Source organism: Microbacterium sp. (assembly GCF_047602155.1).
Taxonomy (GTDB): Bacteria; Actinomycetota; Actinomycetes; order Actinomycetales; family Microbacteriaceae; genus Microbacterium.
The window spans coordinates 2,033,337-2,058,974 of record NZ_JASGHZ010000001.1 but is presented as its reverse complement, the minus strand read 5'-3'; the positions used below and the strand labels follow the sequence as shown (position 1 = coordinate 2,058,974).

Sequence of the window (25,638 nt, the reverse complement as noted above, 5' to 3'; positions counted from 1 at the left end):
TCGCGCGAGAAGTGGTTTCTCGGGAGGGATCAGGTCAGGCGACGAGGGTGGCGTGGCCGGCGACGATCGTCAGCTCGTTGCCCTCCATCGACACGAACCCGTCGTCGGCCTTCGCGATCACCTTCGTGCCGTCGGCACGGGTGATGCGCACCTGGCCCTCGGCGAGAATCGCCAGAACGGGCTCGTGGCCGGTCATGAAGCCGATCTCGCCCTCGACGGTCTTGGCCACGACGAGGGTCGCCTCGCCGGTCCAGACCTCCGCCTCGGCGGAGACGAGGGTGACGGTCAGCGCCATGTCAGCTGTTCTCCTTCTGGATCTGCGCCCACTTGGCCTCGACGTCGGAGATGCCGCCGACGTTGAAGAACGCCTGCTCGGCGACGTGGTCGTAGTCGCCGCGCACGATCGCGTCGAACGACTCGATGGTCTCCTTGATCGGCACCGTAGAGCCCTCGACACCGGTGAACTTCTTCGCCATGTAGGTGTTCTGCGAGAGGAACTGCTGGATGCGGCGGGCACGCGCCACGACGACCTTGTCCTCCTCGGAGAGCTCGTCGACACCGAGGATCGCGATGATCTCCTGCAGTTCCTTGTTCTTCTGCAGGATCTGCTTCACGGCGGTGGCCACGCGGTAGTGGTCGGCGCCGATGTAGCGCGGGTCGAGGATGCGGCTCGTCGAGGCGAGCGGGTCGACGGCGGGGTACAGACCCTTCGACGCGATCTCACGCGAAAGCTCGGTCGTCGCGTCGAGGTGCGCGAACGTCGTCGCCGGCGCCGGGTCGGTGTAGTCGTCGGCGGGCACGTAGATCGCCTGCAGCGAGGTGATCGAGTGACCGCGCGTCGAGGTGATGCGCTCCTGGAGCACGCCCATCTCATCGGCGAGGTTCGGCTGGTAGCCCACCGCGGAGGGCATGCGGCCCAGCAGCGTCGAGACCTCGGAACCGGCCTGCGTGAAGCGGAAGATGTTGTCGATGAACAGCAGCACGTCCTGCTTCTGCACGTCGCGGAAGTACTCCGCCATCGTCAGGGCCGACAGGGCCACGCGCAGACGCGTCCCCGGCGGCTCGTCCATCTGACCGAAGACGAGGGCCGTCTTGTCGAAGACGCCGGCATCCTCCATCTCGTGGATGAGGTCATTGCCCTCACGGGTGCGCTCGCCGACACCGGCGAACACCGACACACCACCGTGATCCTGCGCGACGCGCTGGATCATCTCCTGGATGAGCACGGTCTTTCCCACGCCCGCGCCGCCGAACAGGCCGATCTTGCCGCCCTGCACATAGGGGGTCAGCAGGTCGATGACCTTGATGCCGGTCTCGAACATCTGCGTCTTCGACTCGAGCTGGTCGAAGTTCGGGGCCGCGCGGTGGATGCCCCAGCGCTCGGTGATCTCGATCTTCTCACCCGGCTCGCCGTTGAGGACGTCGCCGGTGACGTTGAACACCTTGCCCTTGGTGACGTCGCCGACGGGCACCGTGATGGGACCGCCGGTGTCGCGCACCTCCTGGCCACGGACCATGCCGTCGGTGGGCTTGAGCGAGATGGCGCGCACGAGGTCGTCGCCGAGGTGCTGAGCGACCTCGAGCGTGATCTCGGTCTTCTCGTCGCCGATGGCGATCGTCGTCTTCAGCGCGTTGTAGATGTCGGGGATCGAGTCGTGCGGGAACTCGATGTCGACGACCGGTCCGGTGACGCGCGCGACGCGGCCGGTGACCGTCGTCGCGGCCGTGTCGGCAGTGGCGGTGGCAGTCATTGTCTTCTCTTTCGTGTGGTCTTTACTTGCCCGATGCCAGAGCATCGGCGCCGCCGACGATCTCGGCGATCTGCTGAGTGATCTCGGCCTGGCGCGCGTTGTTGCGCAGGCGGGTGTAGTCGGTGATGAGCTTGTCGGCGTTGTCGCTCGCGCTCTTCATGGCCTTCTGCGTCGCGGCGTGCTTGGCGGCCGCCGACTGCAGCAGCGCATTGAACACGCGGCTTTGCACGTAGACCGGCAGCAGCTCGTCCAGCACGGCCTCGGGGCTCGGCTCGAACAGGTACAGCGGGAACGCCTCGTGCGGCGGCGGAACCTGATCGGCCTCGAGGATCTCCAGCGGCAGCAGGCGCACCGTCTCGGGCTCCTGCGTCATCATGCTGACGAAGCGGTTGTACACGAGGTGGATCTCGTCGACGCCGCCGTCCTGCTCGCCGCCCTTTTCATAGGCCGCCAGCAGCGCCGCGGTGATCTCCTCGGCCGTCTGGAACTGCGGCGAGTCGGTGTCGCCCGTCCACTCCCCCGCCGACGGCATACGGCGGAACTGGAAGAAGCCCACCGCCTTGCGCCCGACGAGGTAGTACTGTACGGCTTTGCCCTGCGAGCGCAGCAACTCGCCCAGCTCCAGACCCTCGCGGAGGATCTGGGAGTTGAACGCGCCGGCAAGGCCGCGGTCGGAGGCGAAGATGACGACCGCGGAGCGGTGGATCGTCTCACGCTCCGTCGTCAGCGCGTGCCGCACGTTCGAGTGCGTCGCCACGCCGGAGACGGCTCGCGTCACGGCCTTCGAGAACGGCGACGACGCGCGCACGCGCGCCATCGCCTTCTGAATGCGCGAAGCCGCGATGAGCTCCATCGCCTTCGTGATCTTCTTGGTCGTCTGAGCAGAGGAGATCTTCTGCTTGTAGACCCGCAGTTGTGCGCCCATAGGTATGTGTCCTCAGGCGCTCAGCGGCGCACGCCCTTGACGATCTGCTCCTGGTCGACGTCTTCGGCGGCGGCCGCGGCGAACTCCTCGTGACCGGGGTTGTCGATCGCCTGGCCCTTGCCGCCCTGGAACTCGAGGAGGAACGCGTCGGTGACCTTGTCCAGCTCGGCGGCGGTGTCGTCGTCGAGCACGTTGGTGTCGCGCAGCGTGTCGAGGATCGAGGTGTTGCGCTTGAGGTGGTCGAGCAGTTCGCGCTCGAAGCGCAGGACGTCCTCCACCTCGATGGTGTCGAGCTTTCCGCCCGTGCCGGCCCAGATCGACACGACCTGCTCCTCCACCGGGTACGGGTCGTACTGCGGCTGCTTGAGCAGCTCGGTCAGGCGCGCACCGCGCGCGAGCTGACGACGGCTGGCGGCGTCGAGGTCGCTCGCGAACATCGCGAAGGCCTCGAGCGAGCGGTACTGGGCGAGCTCGAGCTTGAGCGTGCCGGAGACCTTCTTGATCGACTTGACCTGGGCGTCACCGCCGACGCGCGAGACCGAGATGCCCACGTCGACCGCGGGGCGCTGGTTGGCGTTGAACAGGTCGGACTGCAGGAAGATCTGGCCGTCGGTGATCGAGATCACGTTGGTCGGGATGTAGGCCGACACGTCGTTGGCCTTCGTCTCGATGATCGGCAGGCCCGTCATCGACCCCGCGCCGAGCTCGTCGCTCAGCTTGGCGCAACGCTCGAGCAGACGCGAGTGCAGGTAGAAGACGTCGCCGGGGTAGGCCTCGCGGCCCGGCGGACGGCGCAGCAGCAGCGACACGGCGCGGTAGGCCTCGGCCTGCTTGGACAGGTCGTCGAAGATGATGAGCACGTGCTTGCCGCCGTACATCCAGTGCTGGCCGATGGCCGAGCCGGTGTAGGGCGCGAGGTACTTGAAGCCGGCCGGGTCGGATGCCGGGGCCGCCACGATCGTCGTGTACGCCATGGCGCCGGCATCCTCGAGCGCACCCTTGACCGAGGCGATCGTCGAGCCCTTCTGACCGATGGCGACGTAGATGCAGCGCACCTGCTTGTCGACGTCGCCCGACTCCCAGTTGGCCTTCTGGTTGATGATCGTGTCGATCGCGATGGCCGTCTTGCCGGTCTGGCGGTCGCCGATGATGAGCTGGCGCTGACCGCGGCCGACCGGGATCATCGCGTCGATGGCCTTGATGCCGGTCTGCATCGGCTCGTGCACGCTCTTGCGCTGCATGACGCCGGGCGCCTGCAGTTCGAGCGCACGACGACCCTCCGTCGCGATCGCGCCGAGGCCGTCGATGGGGTTGCCGAGCGGGTCGACGACGCGACCGAGGTAGCCGTCGCCGACGGCGACCGACAGCACCTCGCCGGTGCGGGTGACCTTCTGGCCGGCCTCGATGCCGGAGAAGTCGCCGAGCACGACGACGCCGATCTCCTGCTCGTCGAGGTTCAGCGCGAGGCCCTCGATGCCGTTGTCGAAGCGGACGAGCTCGTTCGCCATGACGCCGGGAAGACCCTCGACGTGCGCGATGCCGTCGGCGGCGTCGACGACGGTGCCGACCTCGGTGGCGGCGGCGCCGGCCGGCTCGTAGGCGGCGACGAAGTCTTTCAGCGCGTCACGGATGACGTCGGGGCTGATGGTCAGATCTGCCATGGTTTTCCTTTGTGTGTACGTGAGTGGACGCGGATGCTCCGCGCAGAATTCTGAATCAGCCCGCCAGCCGCAGCCGCAGGTCGGAGAGGCGTGCCGCGACGCTGCCGTCGATGACGTCGTCGCCGATCTGCACGCGCAGGCCGCCGACGAGCGCCGGGGTGAGCACGACGTTGAGCGCGACCGGAGAGCCGTACCGACGCGTCAGCGTCTCGCGCAGCCGGGTCGCCTGCGCGTCGGACAGGGCGGTCGCCGTCTGCACGGTCGCGACGAGCCGGTCGCGCTGGGCCGAGACGATGCGCATGGCACGGTTCAGCAGCCGGTGCACCCGCCGTCCGCGCGGGTGCTGCACGAGCGACGAGACGATGAGCGTCGTCGCCGCACCGGCGCGGCCGCCCAGCAGCTTCTCGACGAGGGCCGCCTTGGCGGCGCCGTCGCCCAGGCGGCTGCCCAGCGCCAGTTCGAGCTCGGGGTTGCCGGAGATGATCCGCGTCACCGCGAACAGCTCGCCCTCGATGTCGGTCTCGGGCGCGGCGATCGCCGCCGCGCGGATGCCGAGCTCGCCAACGGCGTCGACGAGGTCGGAGGGCGACGACCAGCGCTCGGCGGCGACCTGGGCGATGACCGACCGGGTGACGGCGCCGAACGAGGCGAAGACGTCGGCGGACAGCTTCTGCCGCACCGGCGCACCGGCCCCGGGGTCGGCGAGCGCACTGCTGAGCGCGGGGTTCTCATCGAGCAGCGCCGCGGCGGTGAGCAGTTCGCCGGCGGTGCCGAGCGTGACGCCCTTCGCCTCGGACAGCGCCGCCGCCGATGTCGCCAGCGCTCGCGTGGTCGCGCTTCCCATTACGACTCCTGCGTCTTGCCCGCGGGCGCGGCCTCGAGCTCCGCGAGGAAGCGGTCGACGACGGCCTGCGCCTTCGTGTCATCGCTCAGCGACTCGCCGATCACGCCGCCGGCCAGGTCGAGGGCGAGCGTGCCGACCTCGGTCTTGAGCGACGAGAGGGCCGACAGACGTTCGGCCTCGATCTGCGAGTGCGCGTTCGCGGAGATGCGTGCGGCCTCGGTGGCGCCGATCTCGCGCGCCTCGGCGACGATCTTGGCTCCGTCGGCGCGGGCCGCGTCGCGGATCTCGCCGGCCTCACGCCGGGCATCGCTGAGCTGTGCGGTGTACTGCTCGAGCGCCGCCTCGGCGCGCTGCTTCGTCTCGGCGGCACGCGCCAGTTCGCCCTCGATCGCGTCCTTGCGGGCCGCGAGCATGGCGTTCATCTGCGGCAGCGCCGCCTTGAGCACGACGACCAGCACGATCACGAAGCAGATCGTGCCCCAGATCAGGTCGGGGGTCGAGGGAAGAATCGGGCTGTGCGTCGACTCTTCCGCCGCCACGACGAGTGCGGTGTTCATTCAGACTCCTTGAGGGCCGGGGGCCTGATCAAGACGGGAAGGGGATGAACGCCACACCGATCGCGATGAAGCAGAGGGCCTCGGTGAGCGCGACACCGAGGAACATCAGGCTGCTCAGCGGGCCGCGCATCTCGGGCTGACGGGCCACCGACTCGATCGTCTTGCCGATGACGTAGCCGACGCCGATACCCGAGCCGATGACGGCCAGACCGAAGGCGAGCGGGGCGAGTTGTCCAGTGATATTCACGGGTGGTTCCTTTCAGGGTGGTCGTGCAGCGGTCGCCGTCAGTGCTCGTCGGCGACCGAAAGCTGAATGTAGATGGCGGAGAGGATGGCGAAGACGTACGCCTGCAGTGCGGCGACGAACAGCTCGAGCACGGTGAAGACGATGCCGAAGGCGAACGTCCCGACGCCGAGCAGACCCAGCAGGTTGCCGTCGGCGAGCACCGTGAAGAAGAAGAACTGGGTCGCCGTGAAGCAGAGCACGAGCAGGATGTGCCCGGCGATCATGTTCATCGTGAGACGCAGTGTCAGCGTGACGGGGCGCACGATGAAGGTGGAGAGGAACTCCAGCGGCACGAGCAGGATGTGCAGCACGGGCGGCACGCCGGGGATCACCAGCGCGTGCTTCCAGTATCCGGCGCCCTTTTCGCGCAGCCCCGCGTAGATGAACATCACCCACGCCACGAGGGCCATGATCAGGGGCAGGCCGATCGCCGCGGTTCCGGCCAGTTGCAGGCCGGGGATCGTGCCGGTGAGGTTCATGCCGAGGGTGACGAAGAAGATCGTCATGATGATCGGCTCGTACCGGCGTCCACGCTGTTCGCCGAGGGTGTCGTAGATGATCCCCTGGCGCACGAACATGAAGATCGACTCGAACGCCGCCTGTGCCTTCGTGGGCACGATCTGCAGGCGACGGGTCGCAAGCCACAGCCACAGCACGAGCACGATCGTCACGAGGATGCGGATCGCCATGAGGCGGTTGATCTCGAACGGCGTGCCTTCGAACAGCAGCGCCGACGGGAAGAACTCGTCGATCGACGGACCCTCGAAACCGCTGTCACCGTCGCTGGCTGCGAATCGGGCGATCAGCGAGGCGGCATGTATCAACTGGATCGGCTCCGTTGTCGGGGCACTGGCACAGGCCGGTGCGACGATGGGTTACACGTGCGTGCGGTGGGAAAGGATGCAACGATTCTCAACCCGATGGGCCTGGGCAGGCCGGGGCGGTTGAGGCTCGCGCTCGCCCCTCCACACTACCAAGAATCGGGTGCGCCCGCGCAAATCGACGGACCTACTCGTCGAGCTGATCCGGCCCCGGCAGGGGCACGTCGCCGACATACGGGACGCGGGTGCGCACGAAGGCGACGACGTCGACGATCAGGGAGGCCAGCACCGCGGCCACGAGCGAGAAGATCAGCACGTACGGGCTCACCCACGTCTGCATCCGCAGCACGATCATGATGCCGACGAAGACGAGCAGCTTGACGAGCCAGCCGCTGATGAAGATCACGAAGAAGCGCGGGTCGCCCTGGGGCGTGCGCTCGGCGATCACGACGATGAGCGCCGTCAGCCCCAGGAACAGCCCCGACACCACGACGCCGGCCACGCCGCTGAGAAGCCCATTCGTGCCGTCGACCAGCCAGCCGACGAGCGCGGCGATCACCGCGAGGGCGCCCACGACGATGACGGACCACGTCAACGTGGCGCGCATCACGGGGCTCGGACCGGGAGAGGTGGTGGTCATGTCAGGCCTCCTTGGCGGCGGGGGTCGAGGGAGAGTCGTCGGGGCGGGAGCCGGCATCCGTCGGCGATGGCAGCAGCGTGACGACGAGGCACGCGGCGACGCCGATCAGCACGTACACGATGCCGATGAGGTAGCCGCCGGGCCAGTCCTGCGCCGTGCCGATGTACATCAGCAGCACGCCGATCGAGACGACCGCGGTCCAGGCGTAGAACGCGAGGACGGCATCGCGGTCGCTGTGACCCATGTCGAGCATGCGGTGGTGCAGGTGCCCGCGGTCGGGCGAGAAGGGCGAGGAGCCGCGCGCGAGCCGGCGGACGACGGCCATGGCGAAGTCGAGCAGCGGCAGCAGCACGACCACCACCGGCAGCAGGATCGGGATGAAGGCACCGAGCAGCTGCGAACGGCCGAACAGATCGTTGTTGCCCAGCAGGTTCGGGTCGAGCCCGCCGGTGAACAGGATGGCCGAGGTCGCCATCAGCAGGCCGATGAGCAGGGCTCCGGAGTCGCCCATGAACAGCTTCGACGGGTTCCAGTTCAGCGGGAGGAACCCGATGCACACCGCGACGAGGGCGACCGCCAGGAACGAGGCGAGGTTCGAATAGCTCGCGTAGCCCTGGTCGCGCATGACGAGGTAGGTGTACACGAAGAACACGGCGTTCGCGATGAGCGCGACCCCGGCCACGAGTGCGTCGAGTCCGTCGATGAAGTTCACCGCGTTCATGACGATGACGATCGCGAACACCGACAGCGTGAAGCTGATCCAGCTGGAGACGACGATCTGCCCGCCGAACGGGAGGAAGAAGATCTGCACGCCGCCGAGCCCCACCACGATGCCGGCGGCGAGGAACTGGGCGCCGAGCTTGACCATCCAGTCCAGATCCCACAGGTCGTCGGCCAGGCCCACCGCGACGATGAGCGCGGCCGCGCCGAGGATCGACCAGACCGTCGCGGGCTTGCTCCACAGGATCGAGAACCACTCGCTCTGCGTCGACATCGCGAATGCCGCCAGCAGGCCGAAGAACATCGCGACGCCGCCGACGCGGGGCTTGGGCGTCGTGTGCACGTCACGCTCGCGGATCTCCGGGTACAGCCTGAACCGCAGCCCGAGACGCCACACCACCCAGGTCAGGCCCAGGGTGATCGGTGCCGTCAGCAGGACGATGACCAGCGAGGCCGTCACTCCCGCGCCCCGTCGCCGGGCAGCGGCGCGTCGGCGGCGGCGGGCTCGAGCAGGTCGCCGAGCACCTCCGACAGCGCGGCGCGCGAGACCGCGCCCTCGCGCAGCACCCGCACCGGGCGATCGCCGCCGACTGCCAGGCCCGTGGCGTCGATGATCGTGGACGCCACGCCGTGCGTCGACGGCCCGCCGTCGAGATACACCGCGACGGCGTCGCCGAGCATGTCGACCGCGTGATGCACGTCGATCGCGGCGGGCATGCCGGTGAGATTGGCGCTGGAGACCGCCAGCGGTCCGCAGTCTTCGAGCAGTTCCACAGTGAGGCGCTCCGCCGGCATCCGCACTGCCACCGTGCCGCCGGTCTCGCCCAGATCCCACGACAGCGACGGCTGGGCGGGGAGCACGATCGTCAGGCCCCGGGCCAGAACCGCGCGACGAGCCGTTCGACCGGTTCGGGCACCTCGGCCACGAGCGCCCGCATCGCGCCCAGGCTGCCCACGAGCACCGGCGGCGGCGACTGCCGGCCCCGGCCCTTGGCCGCCAGCAGCGCCGCGACGGCACCGGGGCTGAACGCGTCCGCGGCGACGCCGTACACCGTATCGGTGGGCAGGACCACGAGCTCGCCGCGAGCGATGGCCTGACGGGCTCGGCGCATGCCGGGCAGCAGCTGCTCCGAATCGCGGCAGTCGAAGAGGTCGGACATAACCGTCCCAGTCTACGGCGGGCTCCCCTCAGGGCCGCAGCGCCGTGGTCGCGCGGTCGCGCAGGGTGAGGTCGAGGTGGGTCGCCGCGGCGCGCCAGCCGTCGGCGGTGAGGAGCTCCCGCACGGGGCCGCCCTGCCACTCGCCGTGCTCGATGACCAGCGTCCCGCCGGGGCGCAGCAGCCGCATCCCGACGCCCGACAGCACCCGCACGACGTCGAGCCCGTCCACTCCGCCGTACAGGGCGGCGGGCGGGTCGAACAGCCGCACCTCCGGGTCGCGCGGGATCGCGTCGTCCGGGACGTACGGCGGGTTGGAGACGACGACCGCGACCGTCCCGTCGAGGTCGGCGAACGCATCGGCGAGGTCGGCGAACGCCAGGTGCGCGTGCGGTGCGTGCGCGGCGAAGTTGCGCTGCGTCCAGCCGAACGCGTCCGCCGAGCTCTCGGCCGCGTACACCCGCGCGTGCGGCACCTCGGTCGCCATCGCCAGGGCGATCGCCCCCGAGCCGGTGCCGAGATCGACCGCGACGGGGGCGGCATCCGGCACCGCCAGGAGCGCGTCGATCGCGAGCTGCGCGACGAGCTCGGTCTCGGGCCGCGGCACGAAGACGCCCGGCCCGACGGCCAGTTCCAGATGGCGGAACGGCGCGAGCCCGGTGAGGTGCTGCAGCGGCTCGCGCGCAGCGCGCCGGGCCAAGAGCTCGGCGAACGCCGCGGTGTCTGCGGGGGCCGCGTCGCCGCGGATGGATGCCGCCGCCACCTCGCCCCGGCTGAGGCCGAAGGCGTGGGCGGCCAGCAGTTCCGCGTCGACCTCCGGGGTCGGCACGCCGGCGTCGGCGAGCGTCGCCGCGGCGGCGCGCAGCAGGGCGGACAGTGTCGAGGTCATGAGCCTTGCCAGCCTAGCCGTGATGATTCGTCACATTCAGCGCGGGAATAACCGGGCCGCATAGGCTGGTTCGACTTGTCATCCCGATGAAAGGCAGGCCATGTCCGGCATCCACTCCGACATCACGAGCGCATTCGGCAACACTCCCCTGGTGCGCCTCAATCGCGTCAGCGCGGGCCTGCCCGGCACGGTGCTCGCCAAGCTCGAGTTCTTCAACCCCGGGTCGAGCGTGAAGGACCGCATCGGCATCGCCATCATCGACGCCGCCGAGGCGTCGGGGGCGCTGCAGCCCGGCGGCACGATCGTCGAGGGCACGAGCGGCAACACCGGCATCGCGCTGGCGCTCGTGGGTGCCGCGCGCGGCTACAAGGTCATCCTGACGATGCCGTCGTCGATGTCGATCGAGCGCCGCCAGCTGCTGAAGCGCTTCGGCGCCGAGCTCGTGCTCACCGACCCGGCCGGCGGCATGAAGGCCGCCGTGGCCAAGGCCGAGGAGATCGTCGCCGAGACCCCCGGCGCGATCCTCGCGAAGCAGTTCGAGAACGCCGCCAACCCGGCGATCCACCGCAAGACCACCGCCGAGGAGATCTGGCGCGACACCGACGGCGACGTCGACGTGTTCGTCGCCGGCATCGGCACCGGCGGCACCATCACCGGTGTCGGCCAGGTGCTGAAGGAGCGCAAGCCCGACGTGCAGGTCGTCGCCGTCGAGCCGGCCGCCTCTCCCCTGCTGTCGACCGGCACCCCGGGCCCGGCGAAGATCCAGGGCATCGGCCCGAACTTCGTGCCGCCGATCCTCGACACCGGCGTGTTCGACGAGATCGTCACGGTCGAGTTCGACGACGCGATCGACACCGCGCGTGCACTGGCGGCGCAGGAGGGCATCTTCGTCGGCATCTCGTCGGGAGCGGCCGCCTGGGCCGCGCTGCAGATCGCCGCGCGCCCCGAGAGCGCCGGCAAGAACATCGTCGTCGTCCTCCCCGACACCGGCGAGCGCTACCTGTCGACCGCGCTGTTCGACGACCTGCGCGAGGACTGATCCCGGCCGTGCCCGGCATCCACGAAGACATCACCACCGCGTTCGGCGAGACGCATCCGGTGCGCCCGCACGCGCACACCGCCGGGACGGATGCCGAGGTGCTCGCGCATCGTCGTGATCTCGTGCCGGATGCCGGCGAACGTCATCTGTCCACGGCGCTGTACGCGCACCTGCAGGAGGAAGCCACGAAATGAGCGAACGGATCGGCGCGTACGCGCGCGTGCGCGAAGACCTCGCGGCGGCGAAACTGCGCGACCCCGCGGCCCGCAGCGAGTGGGAGATCGCGGTGCTGTACTCGGGGCTGCACGCGATCTGGTCGTACCGCCTCGCACACGCGCTGTGGACGCGGGGCTTCCGGTTCGCCGCGCGTGCCCTGTCGCAGGTGACGCGGTGGCTGACGGGCATCGAGATCCACCCGGGGGCCACCATCGGGCGCCGGTTCTTCATCGACCACGGCATGGGGATCGTCATCGGCGAGACCGCCGAGGTGGGCGACGACGTCATGCTGTACCACGGGGTGACGCTGGGCGGTCAGACGCGTGACGCCGGCAAGCGGCATCCGACGCTCGGCGACGGCGTGGCCGTGGGCGCGGGCGCGAAGATCCTCGGCCCCATCCACATCGGCTCGGGCACGGTCGTGGGCGCGAACGCCGTCGTGACGCGCGACGCGCCGGAAGACTCCGTGCTCGTGGGCGTGCCCGCCAAGCCGCGCAAGCGCGCGAGCGGCGACGACAACCCCGCACTGCTGCAGGCGCCCGAGTACGTCATCTAGCCGCCCGGGCGTCCGCCGGGCTCATCCGGCGCAAACGACGTCCATTCCGCCGGATCGCCGCGATTCGCGACGGATGAAGGCGGCGCGCCCCGCCTCATCCGGCGCAAACAGCGTCCATTTCGCCGGATCGCCGCGATTCGTGACGGATGAAGGCGGCGCGGCGTCAGGCGGCGCGCTTGGCTTCCACCTTCTTCTTGATGAAGAGGGCGGGCAGCAGCCACGTGGCGAGCGCCGTCACGAGCCACACGATGACGGGGGCGAGCACCCACGTCCACCACGGGGTGCCGATGGTCAGCCCCGCACCCGGGACGATCACGACGATCAGGAGCGCGACGAACGACGACACGATGCCGATGCCGCCCAGCAGCGCCGGGGCCTTGCGGCGCGCGACGGTCGCCAGCCACGGGGCGAGGACGCTCTGCAGGATCGCGAAGATCACGATCGCCAGGATGAAGCCGACCGGGTTGCTCCACTCGATCGTGAAGCCGGGCAGCACGAGGTCGGCGACGATGAGCCCGACCGCCGCCGACACGAGGAAGATCAACGCACGGATGAGAAACATGACCATACCGCGAGCGTAGCGGCATCCCTCGTTCGCGCTGTCGTTTTCGGCACGCGCTGCTGAACTTTCAGGCGCGCGTGCCGAAAACGACAGCGTGAGGATGCCGGCGCCGAGCCGCCGGCGGCGTGCTCAGGCATCGGAGCCGAGGGCGGCCAGGCGCGCCTCTTCGTCGGCGGCGATCGCCGACTCGATGATCGGGGCGAGCGCGCCGTCCATCACCTGATCGAGGTTGTAGGCCTTGTACCCCGTACGGTGGTCGGCGATACGGTTCTCCGGAAAGTTGTACGTACGGATGCGCTCCGACCGGTCCATCCCCCGGATCTGCGACCTGCGGGCGTCGGATGCCGCGGCATCCCGTTCCTCCTGCTGCTTCGCGAGCAGGCGCGCACGCAGCACGCGCATGCCCGCCTCGCGGTTCTGCAGCTGGCTCTTCTCGTTCTGCATCGACACGACGATGCCGCTCGGGAGGTGCGTGATGCGCACCGCCGAGTCGGTCGTGTTGACCGACTGCCCACCCGGACCCGACGAACGGAAGACGTCGATCTTCAGGTCGTTCGCATCGATCTGCACCTCTTCGGGCTCGTCCACCTCCGGGAAGACGAGCACGCCGGTCGTCGAGGTGTGGATGCGCCCCTGCGACTCGGTCGCGGGCACGCGTTGCACGCGGTGCACGCCGCCCTCGTACTTCAGGTGCGCCCAGACTCCCTGTGCGGGGTCGGACGACGTGCCCTTGATCGCGACCTGGACGTCCTTGTAGCCGCCGAGGTCGGACTCGTTGCGCTCCAGCAGTTCGGTCTTCCACCCCCGCGAGGCGGCGTACTGCAGGTACATCCGCAGCAGGTCGGCCGCGAACAGCGCCGACTCGGCACCGCCCTCGCCCTGCTTGATCTCCATGATGACATCGCGCGCGTCGTCGGGATCGCGCGGAATGAGCAGCCGCCGCAGGCGCTCCTGCGCCAGGGCGAGCTGCTCTTCCAAGACCGGGATTTCGGCGGCGAAGGCCTCGTCCTCCCGCGCGAGCTCGCGCGCGGCATCGAGGTCGTCGGATGCCGCCACCCAGTCCTCGTGCGCCTTCACGATGCGCGACAGCTCGGCGTAGCGCCGGTTGACGCGCTTCGCGCGGGCGGCGTCGGCGTGCACGGCCGGGTCGGAGAGCTCCTCCTGAACGGCGCGGTGCTCGTCGATCAGCCCCTGGACGGACTCGAACACGCGCTCAGCGGATGTTGTTCTCGTGCCCGTGGCTGTGCCCGCCGGAGTGGGTGTCACGAGCCGGAGCCGGGATCGACTTCTGCATCTGGAGCAGGAACTCGACGTTCGAGCTCGTCTCCTTGAGCTTGCCGAGGATGACCTCCAGCGCCTGCTGCGGGTCGAGCCCGGCGAGGGCGCGGCGCAGCTTCCAGCTGATCTTGACCTCGTCGGGGCTCATCAGCATCTCCTCGCGGCGCGTGGACGACGCGTTGACGTCGACGGCCGGGAAGATGCGCTTGTCGGCGAGCTGGCGGGAAAGGCGCAGCTCGCTGTTGCCGGTGCCCTTGAACTCCTCGAAGATGACCTCGTCCATCTTGGAGCCGGTCTCCACGAGCGCCGTCGCGAGGATCGTGAGCGATCCGCCGTTTTCGATGTTGCGCGCCGCGCCGAAGAAGCGCTTCGGCGGGTAGAGCGCCGAGGCGTCGACGCCGCCCGTGAGCACGCGACCGCTGGTGGGCGCGGAGATGTTGTAGGCCCGGCCCAGGCGCGTGATCGAGTCGAGCAGCACGACGACGTCGCGGCCGAGCTCGACGAGGCGCTTGGCGCGCTCGATGGCGAGCTCGGCGACCGTCGTGTGGTCTTCGGCCGGACGGTCGAAGGTCGACGCGATGACCTCGCCCTTGACGGTGCGCTGCATGTCGGTGACCTCTTCGGGGCGCTCGTCGACGAGCACGACCATGAGGTGCACTTCGGGGTTGTTGATCGCGATGGCGTTCGCGATCTGCTGCAGCACGATCGTCTTGCCGGCCTTGGGCGGGGCGACGATGAGGCCGCGCTGGCCCTTGCCGATCGGGGCGACGAGGTCGATGATGCGCTGCGTCAGCTTCTCCGGCGCGGTCTCCAGACGCAGGCGCTCCTGCGGGTACAGGGGCGTGAGCGCGCCGAACTCGACGCGGCTCGCCGCATCGTCGACGGACAGGCCGTTGATGGCGTCGACCTTGACCAGCGCGTTGTACTTCTGGCGGCTCGACTGCTCGCCCTCGCGCGGCTGCTTGATGGCGCCGACGACCGCGTCGCCCTTGCGCAGGTTGTACTTCTTGACCTGGCCGAGCGACACGTACACGTCGCTCGGGCCGGGCAGGTAGCCGGTGGTGCGCACGAATGCGTAGTTGTCGAGCACGTCGAGGATGCCGGCGATCGGGATGAGGACATCGTCCTCACCGATCTCGGTCTCGAACTCGTCGCCGGTCTGGTTCGGGCCGCGGCGCTTGTTGCGCTGACGCCCGCGGGCCGCGCCCTGCTGCTCGTCGTCGGCGTCGGCGGGCTTGGTCTCCTCGACGGCGCTCTGAGCGTTCTGGTTGCCGTCGGTCTTCTGGCCGCGGTTGCGGTTGCGGCTGCGCGAGCGGCTGCGCGAGCGGGTCGGCGTCTCGCCTTCCGCGGGCGCCTCGCCCTCGGCGGGCGTGTCGCCCTCGGCGGATGCCGGAGCCTCAGCACCCTCGGCAGGCTGCGTGGCGGCATCCGTCGCGGGTTCGGCCGGCTGCTCGGCGGCGGCATCGGCGCCCTCGGCGGCCTGGTCGGCGGCAGGCTGGTCGGCGGCCTGCTCGGCTGCGGCGACGTCGGTGCTCTTCGCGCGGCGCGGCGCACGCTTGCGCGGCGCCTTGACGGGCGCGGCCTCGGCGGCGGGCGCTTCCTCGGCGGCGGCCTCTGTCGGCACCTGGACGAGCTCGGGGCTCTCCGAGGCGACCTCGACCGGCGCGTTCGCGGCGGCGAGCTCGGCGACGGCCTCCACGGCGGCGACCTCGTCAGCGGCCTCCTCGGCAGCCTCCGCGGCCTCCTCGGCGGCTTCCGCGGCCTCCGCGGCGGCCTCTTCGGCCGTGTTCTCTTCGGTCACCGGCGCGGCATCGTCGAGCGCGGCATCGGTGTTCTCAGTCTGGATCTCGGAGACGGACTCCACGAGTTCTCCCTCTTGCTGTGTGGAAAGGACAGGTCCGCATGGGCGCCGTCCACGACGGACGCCGGCCTTGCCGCGCGCGTCGCGGTCGCCCGGAGCGGGCAGCCGAAGAAGGCGTGGAGGTTATGCGGGGGTTCGCAGAAATGCGATGGAGGCCAGATTCACGGTCACGCCGTGGCACCCTCCGTATGGTTCTTCACTGTACCACCCCTGACGTCCACGGCGAGCATGAGCGGCTCCCACGGGGTGTCCGACACCGTGCGCGCGACCTCGGCGGCGTCGACGCGTCGGCCCGGACCGTCGGCGAGCACGAGCACGCTGGCCCCGCACCCGAGACGACGGCGGCGAAACCGCGCGCGCGCAGCGCCCGCACCAGTTCATCGGTCGCCGGCATCGCCGCGGCGCGGTACGACTGGTGCAGCTTGTCCTCCGTCGCGGCCAGCAGCAGCTCGGGGCTCTGGGTGAGGGCGGCGATCAGCAGCGCGGAGCGCGAGACGTTGAACACGGCATCCTCGCGGGTCACCTGCAGCGGTGCGAGCCCGCGGGCGACCGACGTCGACATCGTGAACTCCGGCACGAACACGAGCGGCGACACCCCGCGGTGCACGAGGAGCTTCTTGTGCTGCGGGCCGGTCTCGTCCATCCACGCGATCGTGAGGCCGCCGAACAGCGCGGGCGCCACGTTGTCGGGGTGTCCCTCCAGCTCGGTCGCCAGGCGCAGCAGCGTCTCGTCGCTGAACTCGACCTCGCCCTCCAGCAGCCCCTTGGCCGCGAGCAGCCCCGCGACGACGGCGGCGCCCGACGACCCCATCCCCCGGCCGTGCGGGATCGTGTTGTGCGCCACGAGCCGGATGCCGGGAAGCTGCCGCCCGACCGCCTCGAACGCGTACGCCATCGAGCGCACGACGAGGTGCGAGCCGTCCAGCGGCACCTCGCCGGCGCCCTGGCCGGCGACGATGATCTCCAGCCCGGGACCGGGCAGCGCCGTGACGGTCAGCTCGTCGTACACGCTCAGCGCGAGGCCGAGGGTGTCGAACCCGGGGCCGAGGTTGGCGCTGGTCGCCGGCACGCGGACGGCGACGGTGCGTGCCACGCTCATGCCAGGTCGAGCACGGCAGCGACCTCGCTGGTCGTCGCGTCGACGACGGTCGGGCTCACCTCGGTGCCGTCGGGGTTGCGCAGCGCCCACTGCGGGTCTTTCAGGCCGTGGCCGGTGACGGTCAGCACGACCTTCGCGCCGGCCGGGAGCTGACCGGCCTCGGCGCGGTCGAGCAGACCCGCGACGCTGATCGCCGAGCCCGGCTCGACGAAGACGCCCGCCGTCGCGGCGAGCAGCTTCTGCGCCGCCAGGATGCGGTCGTCGTCGATGGCGCCGAAGTATCCGTCGGTCGCCGCGCGCGCCTCGAGCGCGAGATCCCACGAGGCCGGGTTGCCGATGCGGATCGCCGAGGCGATCGTCTCGGGGTTCTTGACGACCTCGCCGCGCACGAGCGGCGCCGAGCCCTCGGCCTGGAAACCGAACATCCGCGGCACCCTGGTGGCGGCGCCGCGGGCGGCCTCCTCGCGGTAGCCGCGCGAATACGCCGTGTAGTTGCCCGCGTTGCCGACCGGGATGAAGTGGAAGTCGGGCGCGTCGCCCAGCTGCGAGACGATCTCGTACGCGGCCGTCTTCTGCCCCTCGATGCGATCGGGGTTGACCGAGTTGACGAGGTGCACGGGGTAGTTGTCGGCCAGCTCGCGCGCGATCTCGAGGCAGTCGTCGAAGTTACCGCGGATCTGGATGAGCCGCCCGCCGTGGATGACGGCCTGACTGAGCTTGCCCATCGCGATCTTGCCCTCGGGCACGAGGACGGCCGCCGTGATCCCCGCGTGCGCCGCGTACGCGGCGGCAGATGCCGAGGTGTTGCCGGTCGACGCGCAGATGACGGCCTTGGCGCCGTGCTCGACGGCGCGCGAGAGCGCGACCGTCATGCCGCGGTCCTTGAACGACCCGGTCGGGTTCATCCCCTCGAACTTCACGTACACGTCGGCGCCGGTCATCCGCGACAGCGCCGCCGCCGGGATCAGCGGCGTGCCGCCCTCGCCGAGCGTGACGACGGTCGACGCGTCGGTGACGCCGAGCCGATCGGCGTATTCGCGCAGGACGCCCTGCCAGAGATGTGCCATTTCCGTCTCCTTCTTCCGGTGTACCTTCTCAGTCGCCCTCGACCCGAAGGACCGAGACGACGCGCGCCACGACGCCGCTGGCGGCGAGGTGGTCGACGGTCTCGCCCAGATCCTGTTCGAGGGCCCGGTGGGTTCCGATGACGATCCGGGCCGTTCCCGGTGCGCCGTCTGCTGCGGTGATGACGGTCTGCTCGACCGTCGCGATCGACACGTTGCCGTCGCTGAGGATGCCGGCCACCGTCGCCAGCACGCCCGGCTGATCGGCGACCTCCAGCGTGATCTGGTAGCGCGTCGTGAGGGTGCCGATCGGCAGCACCGGCAGGTTCGCCCGCGTGGACTCCCCCACGCCGACGCCGCCGGCGAGGTGCCGCCGCGCGGCCGAGACGACGTCGCCGAGCACGGCCGACGCGGTCTGCACGCCGCCGGCCCCGGCGCCGTAGAACATGAGGTCGCCGGCCGCCTCGGCCTGCACGAAGACGGCGTTGTTGGCGCCGTGCACGCTGGCGAGGGGGTGGTCGCGGTCGACGAGCGCGGGATACACGCGCACCGAGATGGCGTCACCGCCGCCCTCCGCGCCGCCGACGACGCGCTCGCACACGGCGAGCAGCTTGATGACGTAGCCGGCGTGACGGGCGGCATCCATCGTCTGCGCGTCGATCTGCGTGATGCCCTCGCGGTGCACGGCATCCAGCGGCACGGCGGTGTGGAACGCGAGCGACGCGAGGATGGCGGCCTTCTGCGCCGCGTCGTAGCCCTCCACGTCGGCGGTCGGGTCGGCCTCGGCGTAGCCGAGCGCCTGCGCGTCGCCGAGCACCGCGGCGAAGTCGCTGCCCTCGCGGTCCATCCGGTCGAGGATGTAATTGGTCGTGCCGTTGACGATGCCCATGATCCGCTGCACCCGGTCGCCGGCGAGCGAGTCGCGCAGCGGGCGGATGATGGGGATCGCACCCGCGACGGCGGCCTCGTAGTACACCGACGCCCCGACCTGGTCGGCGGCGTCGAAGATCTCCGGGCCGTGGGTGGCCAGCAGCGCCTTGTTGGCGGTGACGACGTCGGCGCCCGAGCTCAGCGCGAGCAGGATGCCGGTGCGCGCCGGCTCGATGCCGCCCATGAGCTCGATGACGATGTCGGCGCCGACGATCAGCTGCTCGGCATCCGTCGTGAACAGCTCGCGCGGCAGCGGGGCGTCGCGCGGGGCGTCGAGGTCGCGCACGGCGATGCCGACGAGGTCGAGCGCGGCGCCGGCGCGGCCGGCGAGCTCGTCGCTGTGCGCGCGCAGCAGGTGGGCGACCTGGGAGCCCACGGCGCCCCCGCCCAGGAGAGCCACGCGCAGGCGGCGGGTGTCGGTCACAGGGAGTCCTCCGGGGTCGGGACGGGTCGGGAAGCGGCGATGCCGGCGTCGCGCGCCAACAGGTCGTCGATGCTCTCGCCGCGCACGATGACGCGCGCCTGCCCGTCGCGGACGGCGACGACCGGCGGCCTGGGCACGAAGTTGTAGTTGCTGGCCAGGGCGAAGCAGTAGGCGCCCGTCGCGGGCACCGCCAGCAGGTCGCCGGGCGTCACGTCGCCGGGCAGGTACTCGGCCTCGACGACGATGTCGCCCGACTCGCAGTGGCGTCCGACGACGCGGGCGAGAGCGGGGGCGGCATCCGAGGTGCGCGACGCGAGCCGCGCGGAGTACTGCGCGCCGTACAGCGCCGGCCGGGCGTTGTCGCTCATGCCGCCGTCGACGCTCACGTAGAGGCGCTCGAGGTCGTCGGTCACGCGCACCGGCTTGACCGTGCCGACCTCGTACAGGGTGACGCCGGCGCGGCCGACGATGGTGCGGCCCGGTTCGAACGCGAGGTTCGGCAGCGCGATGCCGCGCACCTCGCACTCGCGCGCCACGGCGTCGACGATGCCGTCGGCGAGCCGCTCGATCTCGACGGGCTCGTCGGCGGAGGTGTAGGCGATGCCGAATCCGCCGCCGAGGTTGAGGACGTACACCTCACCGCCGGCCAGCAGCTGCGCGTGCAGCTCGACGAGACGGGCGGCCGACTCCTCGAAGCCGCGGGTGCCGAAGATCTGCGAGCCGATGTGGCAGTGCAGGCCGACGAAGCGCAGGCCCGGCAGTTCCCGGATGCGGGCGACCACGGCGGGCGCGTCGTCGAGGGCGAAGCCGAACTTCTGGTCTTCGTGGGCCGTCGCGAGGAAGTCGTGGGTCTCGGCGTGCACCCCGCTGTTGACGCGTACGAGCACGTTCTGCGGCTCGATGTCGCCGGCGTCGCGCGACGTGCCGGCGCGCTCGATGATGGCGGCGAGCCGCTCGAGCTCGATCATCGAGTCGAGCACGATCGAGCCGACGCCGAGGTCGACGGCGCGCTCGAGCTCGGCGACCGACTTGTTGTTGCCGTGCAGGCCGATGCGCCCCGGTTCGGCGCCGCCGGCGAGGGCGACGGCCAGCTCGCCGCCGGTGGCGACGTCGACGGCGAGCCCCTCCTCGGTGACCCACCGCACGATCTCGGTCGACAGGAACGCCTTGCCGGCGTAGTACACGCGCGCCTGCACGCCGTGGCGGGCCGCGGCGGCCTGGAACGCCTCGCGCACCCGGCGGGCACGCTCCCGCACCCCGGCCTCGTCGAGGACGTACAGCGGCGTGCCGAAGCTCTCGCGCAGCGCCGACGCCGCGATGCCGGCGATCACGAGTTCGCCGTGCTCGTCGCGGTGGGCGGATGCCGGCCACACCTTCTCGACGAGGTGGTTCGCGTCGTCGGGCACGCGGAGCCACTCCGGCACGAGCGGGCGGTCAGGGGCGGCGGACACGTTCGGGCACCAATCGGGCGGGTTCGGAGAATCGGGCGGGTTCGGACGCCGGCGGTCGCGTCACGCCGGGCATCCTGAAAGTCTATGGCACCCGCTCATGCCGCCCGGCGCATGCGTCGGCCGCTCGCGGGGAGGTTCGGCATCCGCCGCCCGGCTGCGCGCGTCGCCCGGCTGCGCCCGTCGCCCGGCTGCGCGCGCCGCTCCTCTCACGCTGCCGAAACCTGCACGCGCTGCGGAAATTTCAACAGCGCGTGCCGAAAACAACAGCGCGAGCAGACGGGCGACAACGCGAGCGGGCGGGCGGCAGCGCGAGCGGGCGGGCGACAGCGCGGGGCGGGCGACGCGAGCGCCGCGGCGACGCGAGCGCCGCGGGTCAGCTGCAGGTGCCCGTGGCCTGGGCGGCGGCGTCACGCAGGATCGCGCTGTCGATCTCGACGGTCGCGGTGAGGCCATCGCGCGTGACTTCGACGCCGGTGAGCGTGACCCCGGCCGGGTAGTACTGCGCGATGCACACGTGCCAGTCGCGGATGACGGTGGTGGCAATCGCGCCGAACTGGTCGACGAGGGCGGATGCCTCCACCTCGGCGCCGGCCACCCGCAGCGTCTGCGGGGTGAGCACGAGTTCGCCGTTGTCGACGGTCGGAGTCAGGTCGACGCCGACCGGCACCGTCAGCGCCCACAGCTGGAGCTCCATCGAGATGCCGACATCGGGCGGGTCGAGCGTCACGGTGTCGATCGGGAAGCCGTCGATCGTGCCGAGCAGCGTGTTCAGCTGGGCCTCGTCGATCGTGATCGTCCCGGTCGCGCTGCTCCAGTCGACGCCGCCGCGGATCGGGACGTCGTCCACGACGATGCGGACATCCGCCGCGAGCGCAGCCCCGCTGTCCGCTCCGCCGAGCGGTACGTCGTCGGACGAGACGGTGACCTGCCCGAGGCTGCCCGCGATCAGCTGCGGCAAGATCGCGCCGGGAACGTCCACATCGATCTGCTGGTCGGCGGGCAGGTTCAGGTTCTCGATCAGCTGCTCACGGATCGTACGCTCCACGATGCCCCGGGCGATGTACTCCCCCACGACCCACGCGCAGGCGGCGAGCGCCGCGACGACCACGAGCGCGACGATCCAGGGCCACCGGCTGCGCCGGCGCGACGCGGGCTGCGTCGGCGCGACGAGCGTCGGCGGCGCGGCCGGAGTCTGCAGCATCCACTGCGTGTGCGGATCGGGCAGCGTCGGGTACTCGTCGGGGGTCGCGCTGTTCATGCCGGCATCCGTCACATGCGCTCGGGCGCGCTCACGCCGAGGAGGGTCAGTCCGTTGCGCAGCACCTGGCCGGTGGCGTCGCTCAGCCACAGGCGCGTGCGATGCAGATCGGTGACCTCCTCGTCGCCGAGCGGGGTGACCCGGCAGTTGTCGTACCAGCGGTGGTAGAGGCCGGCGAGTTCCTCGAGATAGCGCGCGACACGGTGCGGTTCGCGCACCTCGGCGGCGAACGCGACCACGCGCGGGAACTCCTGCAGGCCGCCCAGCAGCGCCGATTCGGTCTCGTGGTCGAGCAGCTCGGGCACGAAGGCACCGCGGTCGACGCCGAGGGATGCCGCGTTGCGCGCGACGTTGTGCGTGCGGGCGTGCGCATACTGCACGTAGAAGACCGGGTTGTCGTTGGTGCGCTTCTGCAGCTGATCGAGGTCGATGTCGAGGTTCGAGTCGGCCGAGCTGCGAGTGAGGGCGTAGCGGGCGGCATCCACCCCGACGATCTCGACGAGGTCTTCGAGCGTGACGACGGTGCCGGCGCGCTTGGACATCCGCACCGGCTGGCCGTCTTTGACGAGGTTGACCAGCTGCCCGATGAGGATCTGCAGGGTGACGTCCGGCACGTCGCCGAACGCCGCGCACATCGCCTGCATGCGGCCGACGTAGCCGTGGTGGTCGGCACCCAGCATGATGATGCAGCGGTTGAAGCCGCGCTCGCGCTTGTTCAGGTAGTACGCGAGGTCGCCGGAGAAGTAGGCCGGCTCGCCGTTGGAGCGGATGATGACGCGATCGCGGTCGTCGCCGAACTCGGTGCTGCGCAGCCACACGGCGCCGTCGAGCTCGAAGATGTGGCCGAGCTCACGGAGGCGCTCGACGGCGTGCGCGACGGCGCCGGAGTCGTGCAGGTCGTTCTCGTGGAAGTAGACGTCGAAGTCGACGCCGAACTCGTGCAGGCTCTGCTTGATCTCGGCGAACATGAGGCCGACGCCGATCTCGCGGAACGCCTCCTGCTTCGCGGCAGGGTCGAGGGCGTCGATGTCGGCGTCGTAGGCCGCGACGACGCGCGCGGCGATGTCGTGGATGTAATCGCCGCCGTAGCCGTCTTCGGGCGTCGGGAGGCCCTCGTGGGCGGCGACGAGGCTGCGGGCGAAGCGGTCGATCTGCGCGCCGTGGTCGTTGAAGTAGTACTCCCGCGTGACCTGGGCGCCCTGACTGGCGAGGATGCGGGCGAGCGCGTCGCCGACGGCCGCCCAGCGCGTGCCGCCGAGGTGGATGGGGCCGGTCGGGTTGGCGCTCACGAACTCGAGGTTGATGACCTCGTCGGCGCGGCTGTCGTTCGTGCCGAAGGCGGCGCCGGCATCCACGATCGTCTTCGCCAGGGCACCGGCGGCGCCCGCCTCCAGCCGGATGTTGATGAAACCGGGGCCGGCGACCTCGACGCTCGCGATGCCGTCGGTCTGGGCGAGCGCGTCGGCGATCTGCTGTGCGAACTCGCGCGGGTTCGCGCCCAGGCTCTTGCCGAGCTTGAGCGCGGCGTTGGAGGCCCAGTCGCCGTGGTCGCGATTGCGCGGGCGCTCCAGCGGGAGGTCGTCCGCCGTCAGTGCGTCGCTCGCGCCGGGGCGCCGCGCCTCGGCGAGCGGGGCGATGACGGCGAGCAGGGCGGCGGAGAGCGCATCAGGGTTCATAACCCGACAAGTCTACGGGCGCCGCATCGCGGCGCCCGCGGCATCCGCCTCGGCGCCTGCGCGCGGCATCCGCCCGCGAGACAGCATCCGTGCACCGAGACTGCTGCTGCCGATTGCTGTCTCGGTGCACCGATGCAGTCTCGACGGGGAGTGCGGTGGGCGGAGGGCGGCGGGCGGCTAGGCGAGTTGGACGAGTTCGGTGGCGTCGTCGAGGGTGGGGTCGGACGCGGCGAGCCCGACGGATGCGGCGGGCGACGCGGCGAGCCCGGCGGATGCGGCGGGCGACGCGGCGAGCCCGGCGGATGCGGGAGAACCGGCGGCATCCATCGCCTCGGCGACATCGCCCGGCACGACGCAGGCGTCGACGCGCATGTGCTTCAGGCTCACGTGGCCGCCGTGGTAGCTGAGGAAGGCGCAGTCGGCGGCGTCACGGCCGGTGGCGATGCGCACGAGCGAATGCCGGTTGGCCAGGCGCGTCGCGTCGATGACGTACCAGCTGCCGTCGACGTACGCCTCGGCCACGGCGTGGAAGTCCATCGGGCGCAGCCCCGGGGCATAACAGGCGGCATAGCGGGCGGGCATGTCCATCGCGCGCAGCAGGGCGATGACGACGTGCGCGTAGTCGCGGCAGACACCCTGCCCGGTCATGAGCGTCGTGACGGCCGAGTCGGTCCCCTGGCTGAGACCGGGCGTGTACGTCGTGCTGGTGGCGACGAACTCGCTCACGGCGGCGATGAGGTCGAATCCGGCGAGTGCGCGGAACTGGCGGCGGGCCTGGGCGAACACCTCGTCGGACTGGCAGTAGCGGCTGGGGCGGAGGTACGTGATGGCCTCGAGGTCGCTCGTGGAGCGGGCCGCGACGCTGCCGTCGATGAGCGCTTCGTACCGCACCTCGAGCACGCCCGACTCGCCGAGCAGCCGGTGCAGGCGACTGCCCGACTGGTCGATGATCTCGGTCGGCGTGTACACGCGGTCGCCCTGCGTGAACGTCAGCTCCTCGCGCAGCACGGGGGCCGGCTGCGCCGCCGCGATCTGGAAGATGAGGTCGACGGATGCCCCCAGATCGAGGTCGAGTTCGGCGGTCACGAGGCGTTGCACCGAAGTATCCTCGCATGCCCGCGGGGGTGCACGCGCAGCGGATGTGCGGCGGCACGAGTCGGCGCGCGAAAGACACGTTTCCGTTTTGTGGGAAAGCTGACTTACCCTCGACCCATGCACGCCGACGCACGCTCCCACACCCGCGTGCTGGCGTGGGCCGCGACGGCCGTCGCGGCGACGGCCGCAGTCGTCTTCGCGCTGTGCCTGTGGCGGCCGTGGACCGTGCCCGCGGCGACCGTCGCCGCCGGCCCCGGGAGTGCGGCCCTGCCGCTCGTCCCGGCATCCTTGGACCTGCCGGAGAACCCGACCGTCCTGATCTTCGGCGACTCGTGGACGTACGGGTCGGCCGCCTCGACGCCGGCCCTGGGCTACGCCTACGTCGTCGCCGAGCTGGCCGGGTGGACGACGATCGTCGACGGGGTGCGCGGGTCGGGCTACCTCAAGCCCGGCATCGACGGGCCCGACTACGGCGCCCGCATCGCGACTCTCGACCCGAGCCTCGATCCCGACCTCATCGTCGTGCAGGGATCGATCAACGACCGGCGGCTTTCGGCATCCGGATACCGCGGGGCGGTGGATGCCGCCTGGGACGCCCTGGCGCAGAAGTATCCGCGCGCGCAGATCGTGATCCTGGGGCCGGCGCCGCAGGTGCTGCCCGTGCAGAAGGCCACCGCCCGCATCGACCGCGACCTCGCGGCCGCGGCGGCCGCGCGCGGCTGGTGGTACATCTCTCCCGTGCAGGAGAACTGGATCACCGACGAGAACTACGCGGCCGTCATCGACACCGGTCTCGGACGCGATCACCCGTCGACCGCCGGGCATCGCTACCTCGCCGAGCGGCTGGCGGCGGCGATCGCGGCGATCACGGGGTGATA

General features: G+C 70.7%; 24 protein-coding genes and 2 pseudogenes. 4 read left to right on the top strand and 22 right to left on the bottom strand.

What is annotated here, in order from left to right:
* Positions 1–34: 34 nt before the first annotated feature.
* From QM720_RS09280 to prmC, 12 genes and pseudogenes are all read right to left on the bottom strand, one after another.
* Positions 35–295, bottom strand: a complete 261-nt coding sequence (locus tag QM720_RS09280) for a F0F1 ATP synthase subunit epsilon (protein ID WP_415125840.1) — start codon at positions 293–295, stop codon at positions 35–37.
* Position 296: 1 nt separating this feature from the next.
* A complete protein-coding gene (gene atpD / locus QM720_RS09275; RefSeq protein WP_415125838.1) occupies positions 297–1,751 on the bottom strand; it encodes a F0F1 ATP synthase subunit beta in 1,455 nt (484 codons plus the stop codon).
* Between the two features lie 22 nt (positions 1,752–1,773).
* Complete coding sequence (locus QM720_RS09270) at positions 1,774–2,676, bottom strand: F0F1 ATP synthase subunit gamma (RefSeq protein ID WP_415125836.1); 903 nt, start codon at positions 2,674–2,676, stop codon at positions 1,774–1,776.
* Between the two features lie 20 nt (positions 2,677–2,696).
* Positions 2,697–4,337, bottom strand: a complete 1,641-nt coding sequence (gene atpA / locus QM720_RS09265; protein ID WP_415125834.1) for a F0F1 ATP synthase subunit alpha — start codon at positions 4,335–4,337, stop codon at positions 2,697–2,699.
* Between the two features lie 55 nt (positions 4,338–4,392).
* A complete protein-coding gene (locus QM720_RS09260; RefSeq protein WP_415125832.1) occupies positions 4,393–5,181 on the bottom strand; it encodes a F0F1 ATP synthase subunit delta in 789 nt (262 codons plus the stop codon).
* On the bottom strand, positions 5,181–5,738 hold the full coding sequence (locus tag QM720_RS09255; protein WP_415125830.1) for a F0F1 ATP synthase subunit B: 558 nt from the start codon (positions 5,736–5,738) through the stop codon (positions 5,181–5,183). The genes QM720_RS09260 and QM720_RS09255 overlap by 1 nt, the downstream gene beginning before the upstream one ends.
* Before the next feature lie 28 nt (positions 5,739–5,766).
* Positions 5,767–5,985 (bottom strand): F0F1 ATP synthase subunit C, encoded by a 219-nt coding sequence (gene atpE / locus QM720_RS09250; RefSeq protein ID WP_415125828.1) that lies wholly within the window; start codon positions 5,983–5,985, stop codon positions 5,767–5,769.
* Between the two features lie 38 nt (positions 5,986–6,023).
* Positions 6,024–6,848 carry a F0F1 ATP synthase subunit A gene (gene atpB, locus QM720_RS09245; RefSeq protein ID WP_415125826.1) on the bottom strand — a complete coding sequence of 275 codons (825 nt, stop codon included), beginning with the start codon at positions 6,846–6,848 and terminating at the stop codon, positions 6,024–6,026.
* Between the two features lie 184 nt (positions 6,849–7,032).
* On the bottom strand, positions 7,033–7,485 hold the full coding sequence (locus QM720_RS09240) for a hypothetical protein (protein WP_415125824.1): 453 nt from the start codon (positions 7,483–7,485) through the stop codon (positions 7,033–7,035).
* Between the two features lies 1 nt (position 7,486).
* The gene (locus tag QM720_RS09235; RefSeq protein ID WP_415125822.1) at positions 7,487–8,665 is read right to left on the bottom strand and encodes an MraY family glycosyltransferase; all 1,179 of its coding nucleotides are present in this window, start codon (positions 8,663–8,665) and stop codon (positions 7,487–7,489) included.
* Positions 8,662–9,365: pseudogene (locus tag QM720_RS09230) on the bottom strand (L-threonylcarbamoyladenylate synthase). The gene QM720_RS09235 and the pseudogene QM720_RS09230 overlap by 4 nt, the downstream one beginning before the upstream one ends.
* Before the next feature lie 28 nt (positions 9,366–9,393).
* Complete coding sequence (gene prmC, locus QM720_RS09225; protein WP_415125820.1) at positions 9,394–10,251, bottom strand: peptide chain release factor N(5)-glutamine methyltransferase; 858 nt, start codon at positions 10,249–10,251, stop codon at positions 9,394–9,396.
* Positions 10,252–10,351: 100 nt separating this feature from the next.
* Here prmC and cysK point away from each other — a divergent pair, with 100 nt between their 5' ends.
* The 3 genes from cysK to epsC are packed head-to-tail and all read left to right on the top strand — an operon-like array spanning position 10,352 to position 12,062.
* Positions 10,352–11,290, top strand: a complete 939-nt coding sequence (gene cysK, locus QM720_RS09220; protein ID WP_415125818.1) for a cysteine synthase A — start codon at positions 10,352–10,354, stop codon at positions 11,288–11,290.
* 8 nt (positions 11,291–11,298) lie between these two features.
* Positions 11,299–11,484, top strand: coding sequence for a hypothetical protein (locus tag QM720_RS09215; protein WP_415125816.1), 186 nt, complete (start codon positions 11,299–11,301; stop codon positions 11,482–11,484).
* The gene (epsC, locus tag QM720_RS09210) at positions 11,481–12,062 is read left to right on the top strand and encodes a serine O-acetyltransferase EpsC (protein WP_415125814.1); all 582 of its coding nucleotides are present in this window, start codon (positions 11,481–11,483) and stop codon (positions 12,060–12,062) included. The genes QM720_RS09215 and epsC overlap by 4 nt, the downstream gene beginning before the upstream one ends.
* Positions 12,063–12,225: 163 nt before the next feature.
* Here the strand turns inward: epsC and QM720_RS09205 are convergent, their stop codons facing one another.
* From QM720_RS09205 to QM720_RS09160, 10 genes and pseudogenes are all read right to left on the bottom strand, one after another.
* Entirely contained in the window at positions 12,226–12,630 is a 405-nt protein-coding gene (locus tag QM720_RS09205; protein WP_415125812.1) for a hypothetical protein, read from the bottom strand.
* A 123-nt stretch (positions 12,631–12,753) separates the two neighbouring features.
* On the bottom strand, positions 12,754–13,833 hold the full coding sequence (gene prfA, locus QM720_RS09200) for a peptide chain release factor 1 (protein ID WP_415125810.1): 1,080 nt from the start codon (positions 13,831–13,833) through the stop codon (positions 12,754–12,756).
* 4 nt (positions 13,834–13,837) lie between these two features.
* Positions 13,838–15,766 (bottom strand): transcription termination factor Rho, encoded by a 1,929-nt coding sequence (gene rho, locus QM720_RS09195; RefSeq protein WP_415125808.1) that lies wholly within the window; start codon positions 15,764–15,766, stop codon positions 13,838–13,840.
* A 164-nt stretch (positions 15,767–15,930) separates the two neighbouring features.
* Positions 15,931–16,862 (bottom strand): annotated as a pseudogene (gene thrB / locus QM720_RS09190) (homoserine kinase).
* Positions 16,859–17,929 (bottom strand): threonine synthase, encoded by a 1,071-nt coding sequence (gene thrC, locus QM720_RS09185; protein ID WP_415125806.1) that lies wholly within the window; start codon positions 17,927–17,929, stop codon positions 16,859–16,861. Before thrC ends, thrB begins: the two are co-directional and overlap by 4 nt.
* A 28-nt stretch (positions 17,930–17,957) precedes the next feature.
* The gene (locus QM720_RS09180; RefSeq protein ID WP_415125804.1) at positions 17,958–19,280 is read right to left on the bottom strand and encodes a homoserine dehydrogenase; all 1,323 of its coding nucleotides are present in this window, start codon (positions 19,278–19,280) and stop codon (positions 17,958–17,960) included.
* On the bottom strand, positions 19,277–20,731 hold the full coding sequence (gene lysA, locus QM720_RS09175) for a diaminopimelate decarboxylase (RefSeq protein WP_415125802.1): 1,455 nt from the start codon (positions 20,729–20,731) through the stop codon (positions 19,277–19,279). The genes QM720_RS09180 and lysA overlap by 4 nt, the downstream gene beginning before the upstream one ends.
* A gap of 373 nt (positions 20,732–21,104) precedes the next feature.
* Positions 21,105–21,989 carry an LmeA family phospholipid-binding protein gene (locus tag QM720_RS09170; protein WP_415125801.1) on the bottom strand — a complete coding sequence of 295 codons (885 nt, stop codon included), beginning with the start codon at positions 21,987–21,989 and terminating at the stop codon, positions 21,105–21,107.
* An 11-nt stretch (positions 21,990–22,000) separates the two neighbouring features.
* Complete coding sequence (gene argS / locus QM720_RS09165) at positions 22,001–23,665, bottom strand: arginine--tRNA ligase (protein WP_415125800.1); 1,665 nt, start codon at positions 23,663–23,665, stop codon at positions 22,001–22,003.
* A gap of 177 nt (positions 23,666–23,842) precedes the next feature.
* Entirely contained in the window at positions 23,843–24,763 is a 921-nt protein-coding gene (locus tag QM720_RS09160) for a transglutaminase-like domain-containing protein (RefSeq protein ID WP_415125799.1), read from the bottom strand.
* 114 nt (positions 24,764–24,877) lie between these two features.
* Here QM720_RS09160 and QM720_RS09155 point away from each other — a divergent pair, with 114 nt between their 5' ends.
* Positions 24,878–25,636 carry an SGNH/GDSL hydrolase family protein gene (locus tag QM720_RS09155; RefSeq protein WP_415125798.1) on the top strand — a complete coding sequence of 253 codons (759 nt, stop codon included), beginning with the start codon at positions 24,878–24,880 and terminating at the stop codon, positions 25,634–25,636.
* Positions 25,637–25,638: the final 2 nt, after the last annotated feature.

What these genes read in the sequence shown, in the direction of transcription:
- QM720_RS09280 (WP_415125840.1), bottom strand. Translation starts at nt 295, where the DNA reads ATGGCGCTGACCGTCACCCTCGTCTCCGCCGAGGCGGAGGTCTGGACC.
- atpD (WP_415125838.1), bottom strand. Translation starts at nt 1,751, where the DNA reads ATGACTGCCACCGCCACTGCCGACACGGCCGCGACGACGGTCACCGGC.
- QM720_RS09270 (WP_415125836.1), bottom strand. Translation starts at nt 2,676, where the DNA reads ATGGGCGCACAACTGCGGGTCTACAAGCAGAAGATCTCCTCTGCTCAG.
- atpA (WP_415125834.1), bottom strand. Translation starts at nt 4,337, where the DNA reads ATGGCAGATCTGACCATCAGCCCCGACGTCATCCGTGACGCGCTGAAA.
- QM720_RS09260 (WP_415125832.1), bottom strand. Translation starts at nt 5,181, where the DNA reads ATGGGAAGCGCGACCACGCGAGCGCTGGCGACATCGGCGGCGGCGCTG.
- QM720_RS09255 (WP_415125830.1), bottom strand. Translation starts at nt 5,738, where the DNA reads ATGAACACCGCACTCGTCGTGGCGGCGGAAGAGTCGACGCACAGCCCG.
- QM720_RS09240 (WP_415125824.1), bottom strand. Translation starts at nt 7,485, where the DNA reads ATGACCACCACCTCTCCCGGTCCGAGCCCCGTGATGCGCGCCACGTTG.
- prmC (WP_415125820.1), bottom strand. Translation starts at nt 10,251, where the DNA reads ATGACCTCGACACTGTCCGCCCTGCTGCGCGCCGCCGCGGCGACGCTC.
- cysK (WP_415125818.1), top strand. Translation starts at nt 10,352, where the DNA reads ATGTCCGGCATCCACTCCGACATCACGAGCGCATTCGGCAACACTCCC.
- epsC (WP_415125814.1), top strand. Translation starts at nt 11,481, where the DNA reads ATGAGCGAACGGATCGGCGCGTACGCGCGCGTGCGCGAAGACCTCGCG.
- QM720_RS09205 (WP_415125812.1), bottom strand. Translation starts at nt 12,630, where the DNA reads ATGGTCATGTTTCTCATCCGTGCGTTGATCTTCCTCGTGTCGGCGGCG.
- thrC (WP_415125806.1), bottom strand. Translation starts at nt 17,929, where the DNA reads ATGGCACATCTCTGGCAGGGCGTCCTGCGCGAATACGCCGATCGGCTC.
- QM720_RS09170 (WP_415125801.1), bottom strand. Translation starts at nt 21,989, where the DNA reads ATGAACAGCGCGACCCCCGACGAGTACCCGACGCTGCCCGATCCGCAC.
- argS (WP_415125800.1), bottom strand. Translation starts at nt 23,665, where the DNA reads ATGAACCCTGATGCGCTCTCCGCCGCCCTGCTCGCCGTCATCGCCCCG.
- QM720_RS09155 (WP_415125798.1), top strand. Translation starts at nt 24,878, where the DNA reads ATGCACGCCGACGCACGCTCCCACACCCGCGTGCTGGCGTGGGCCGCG.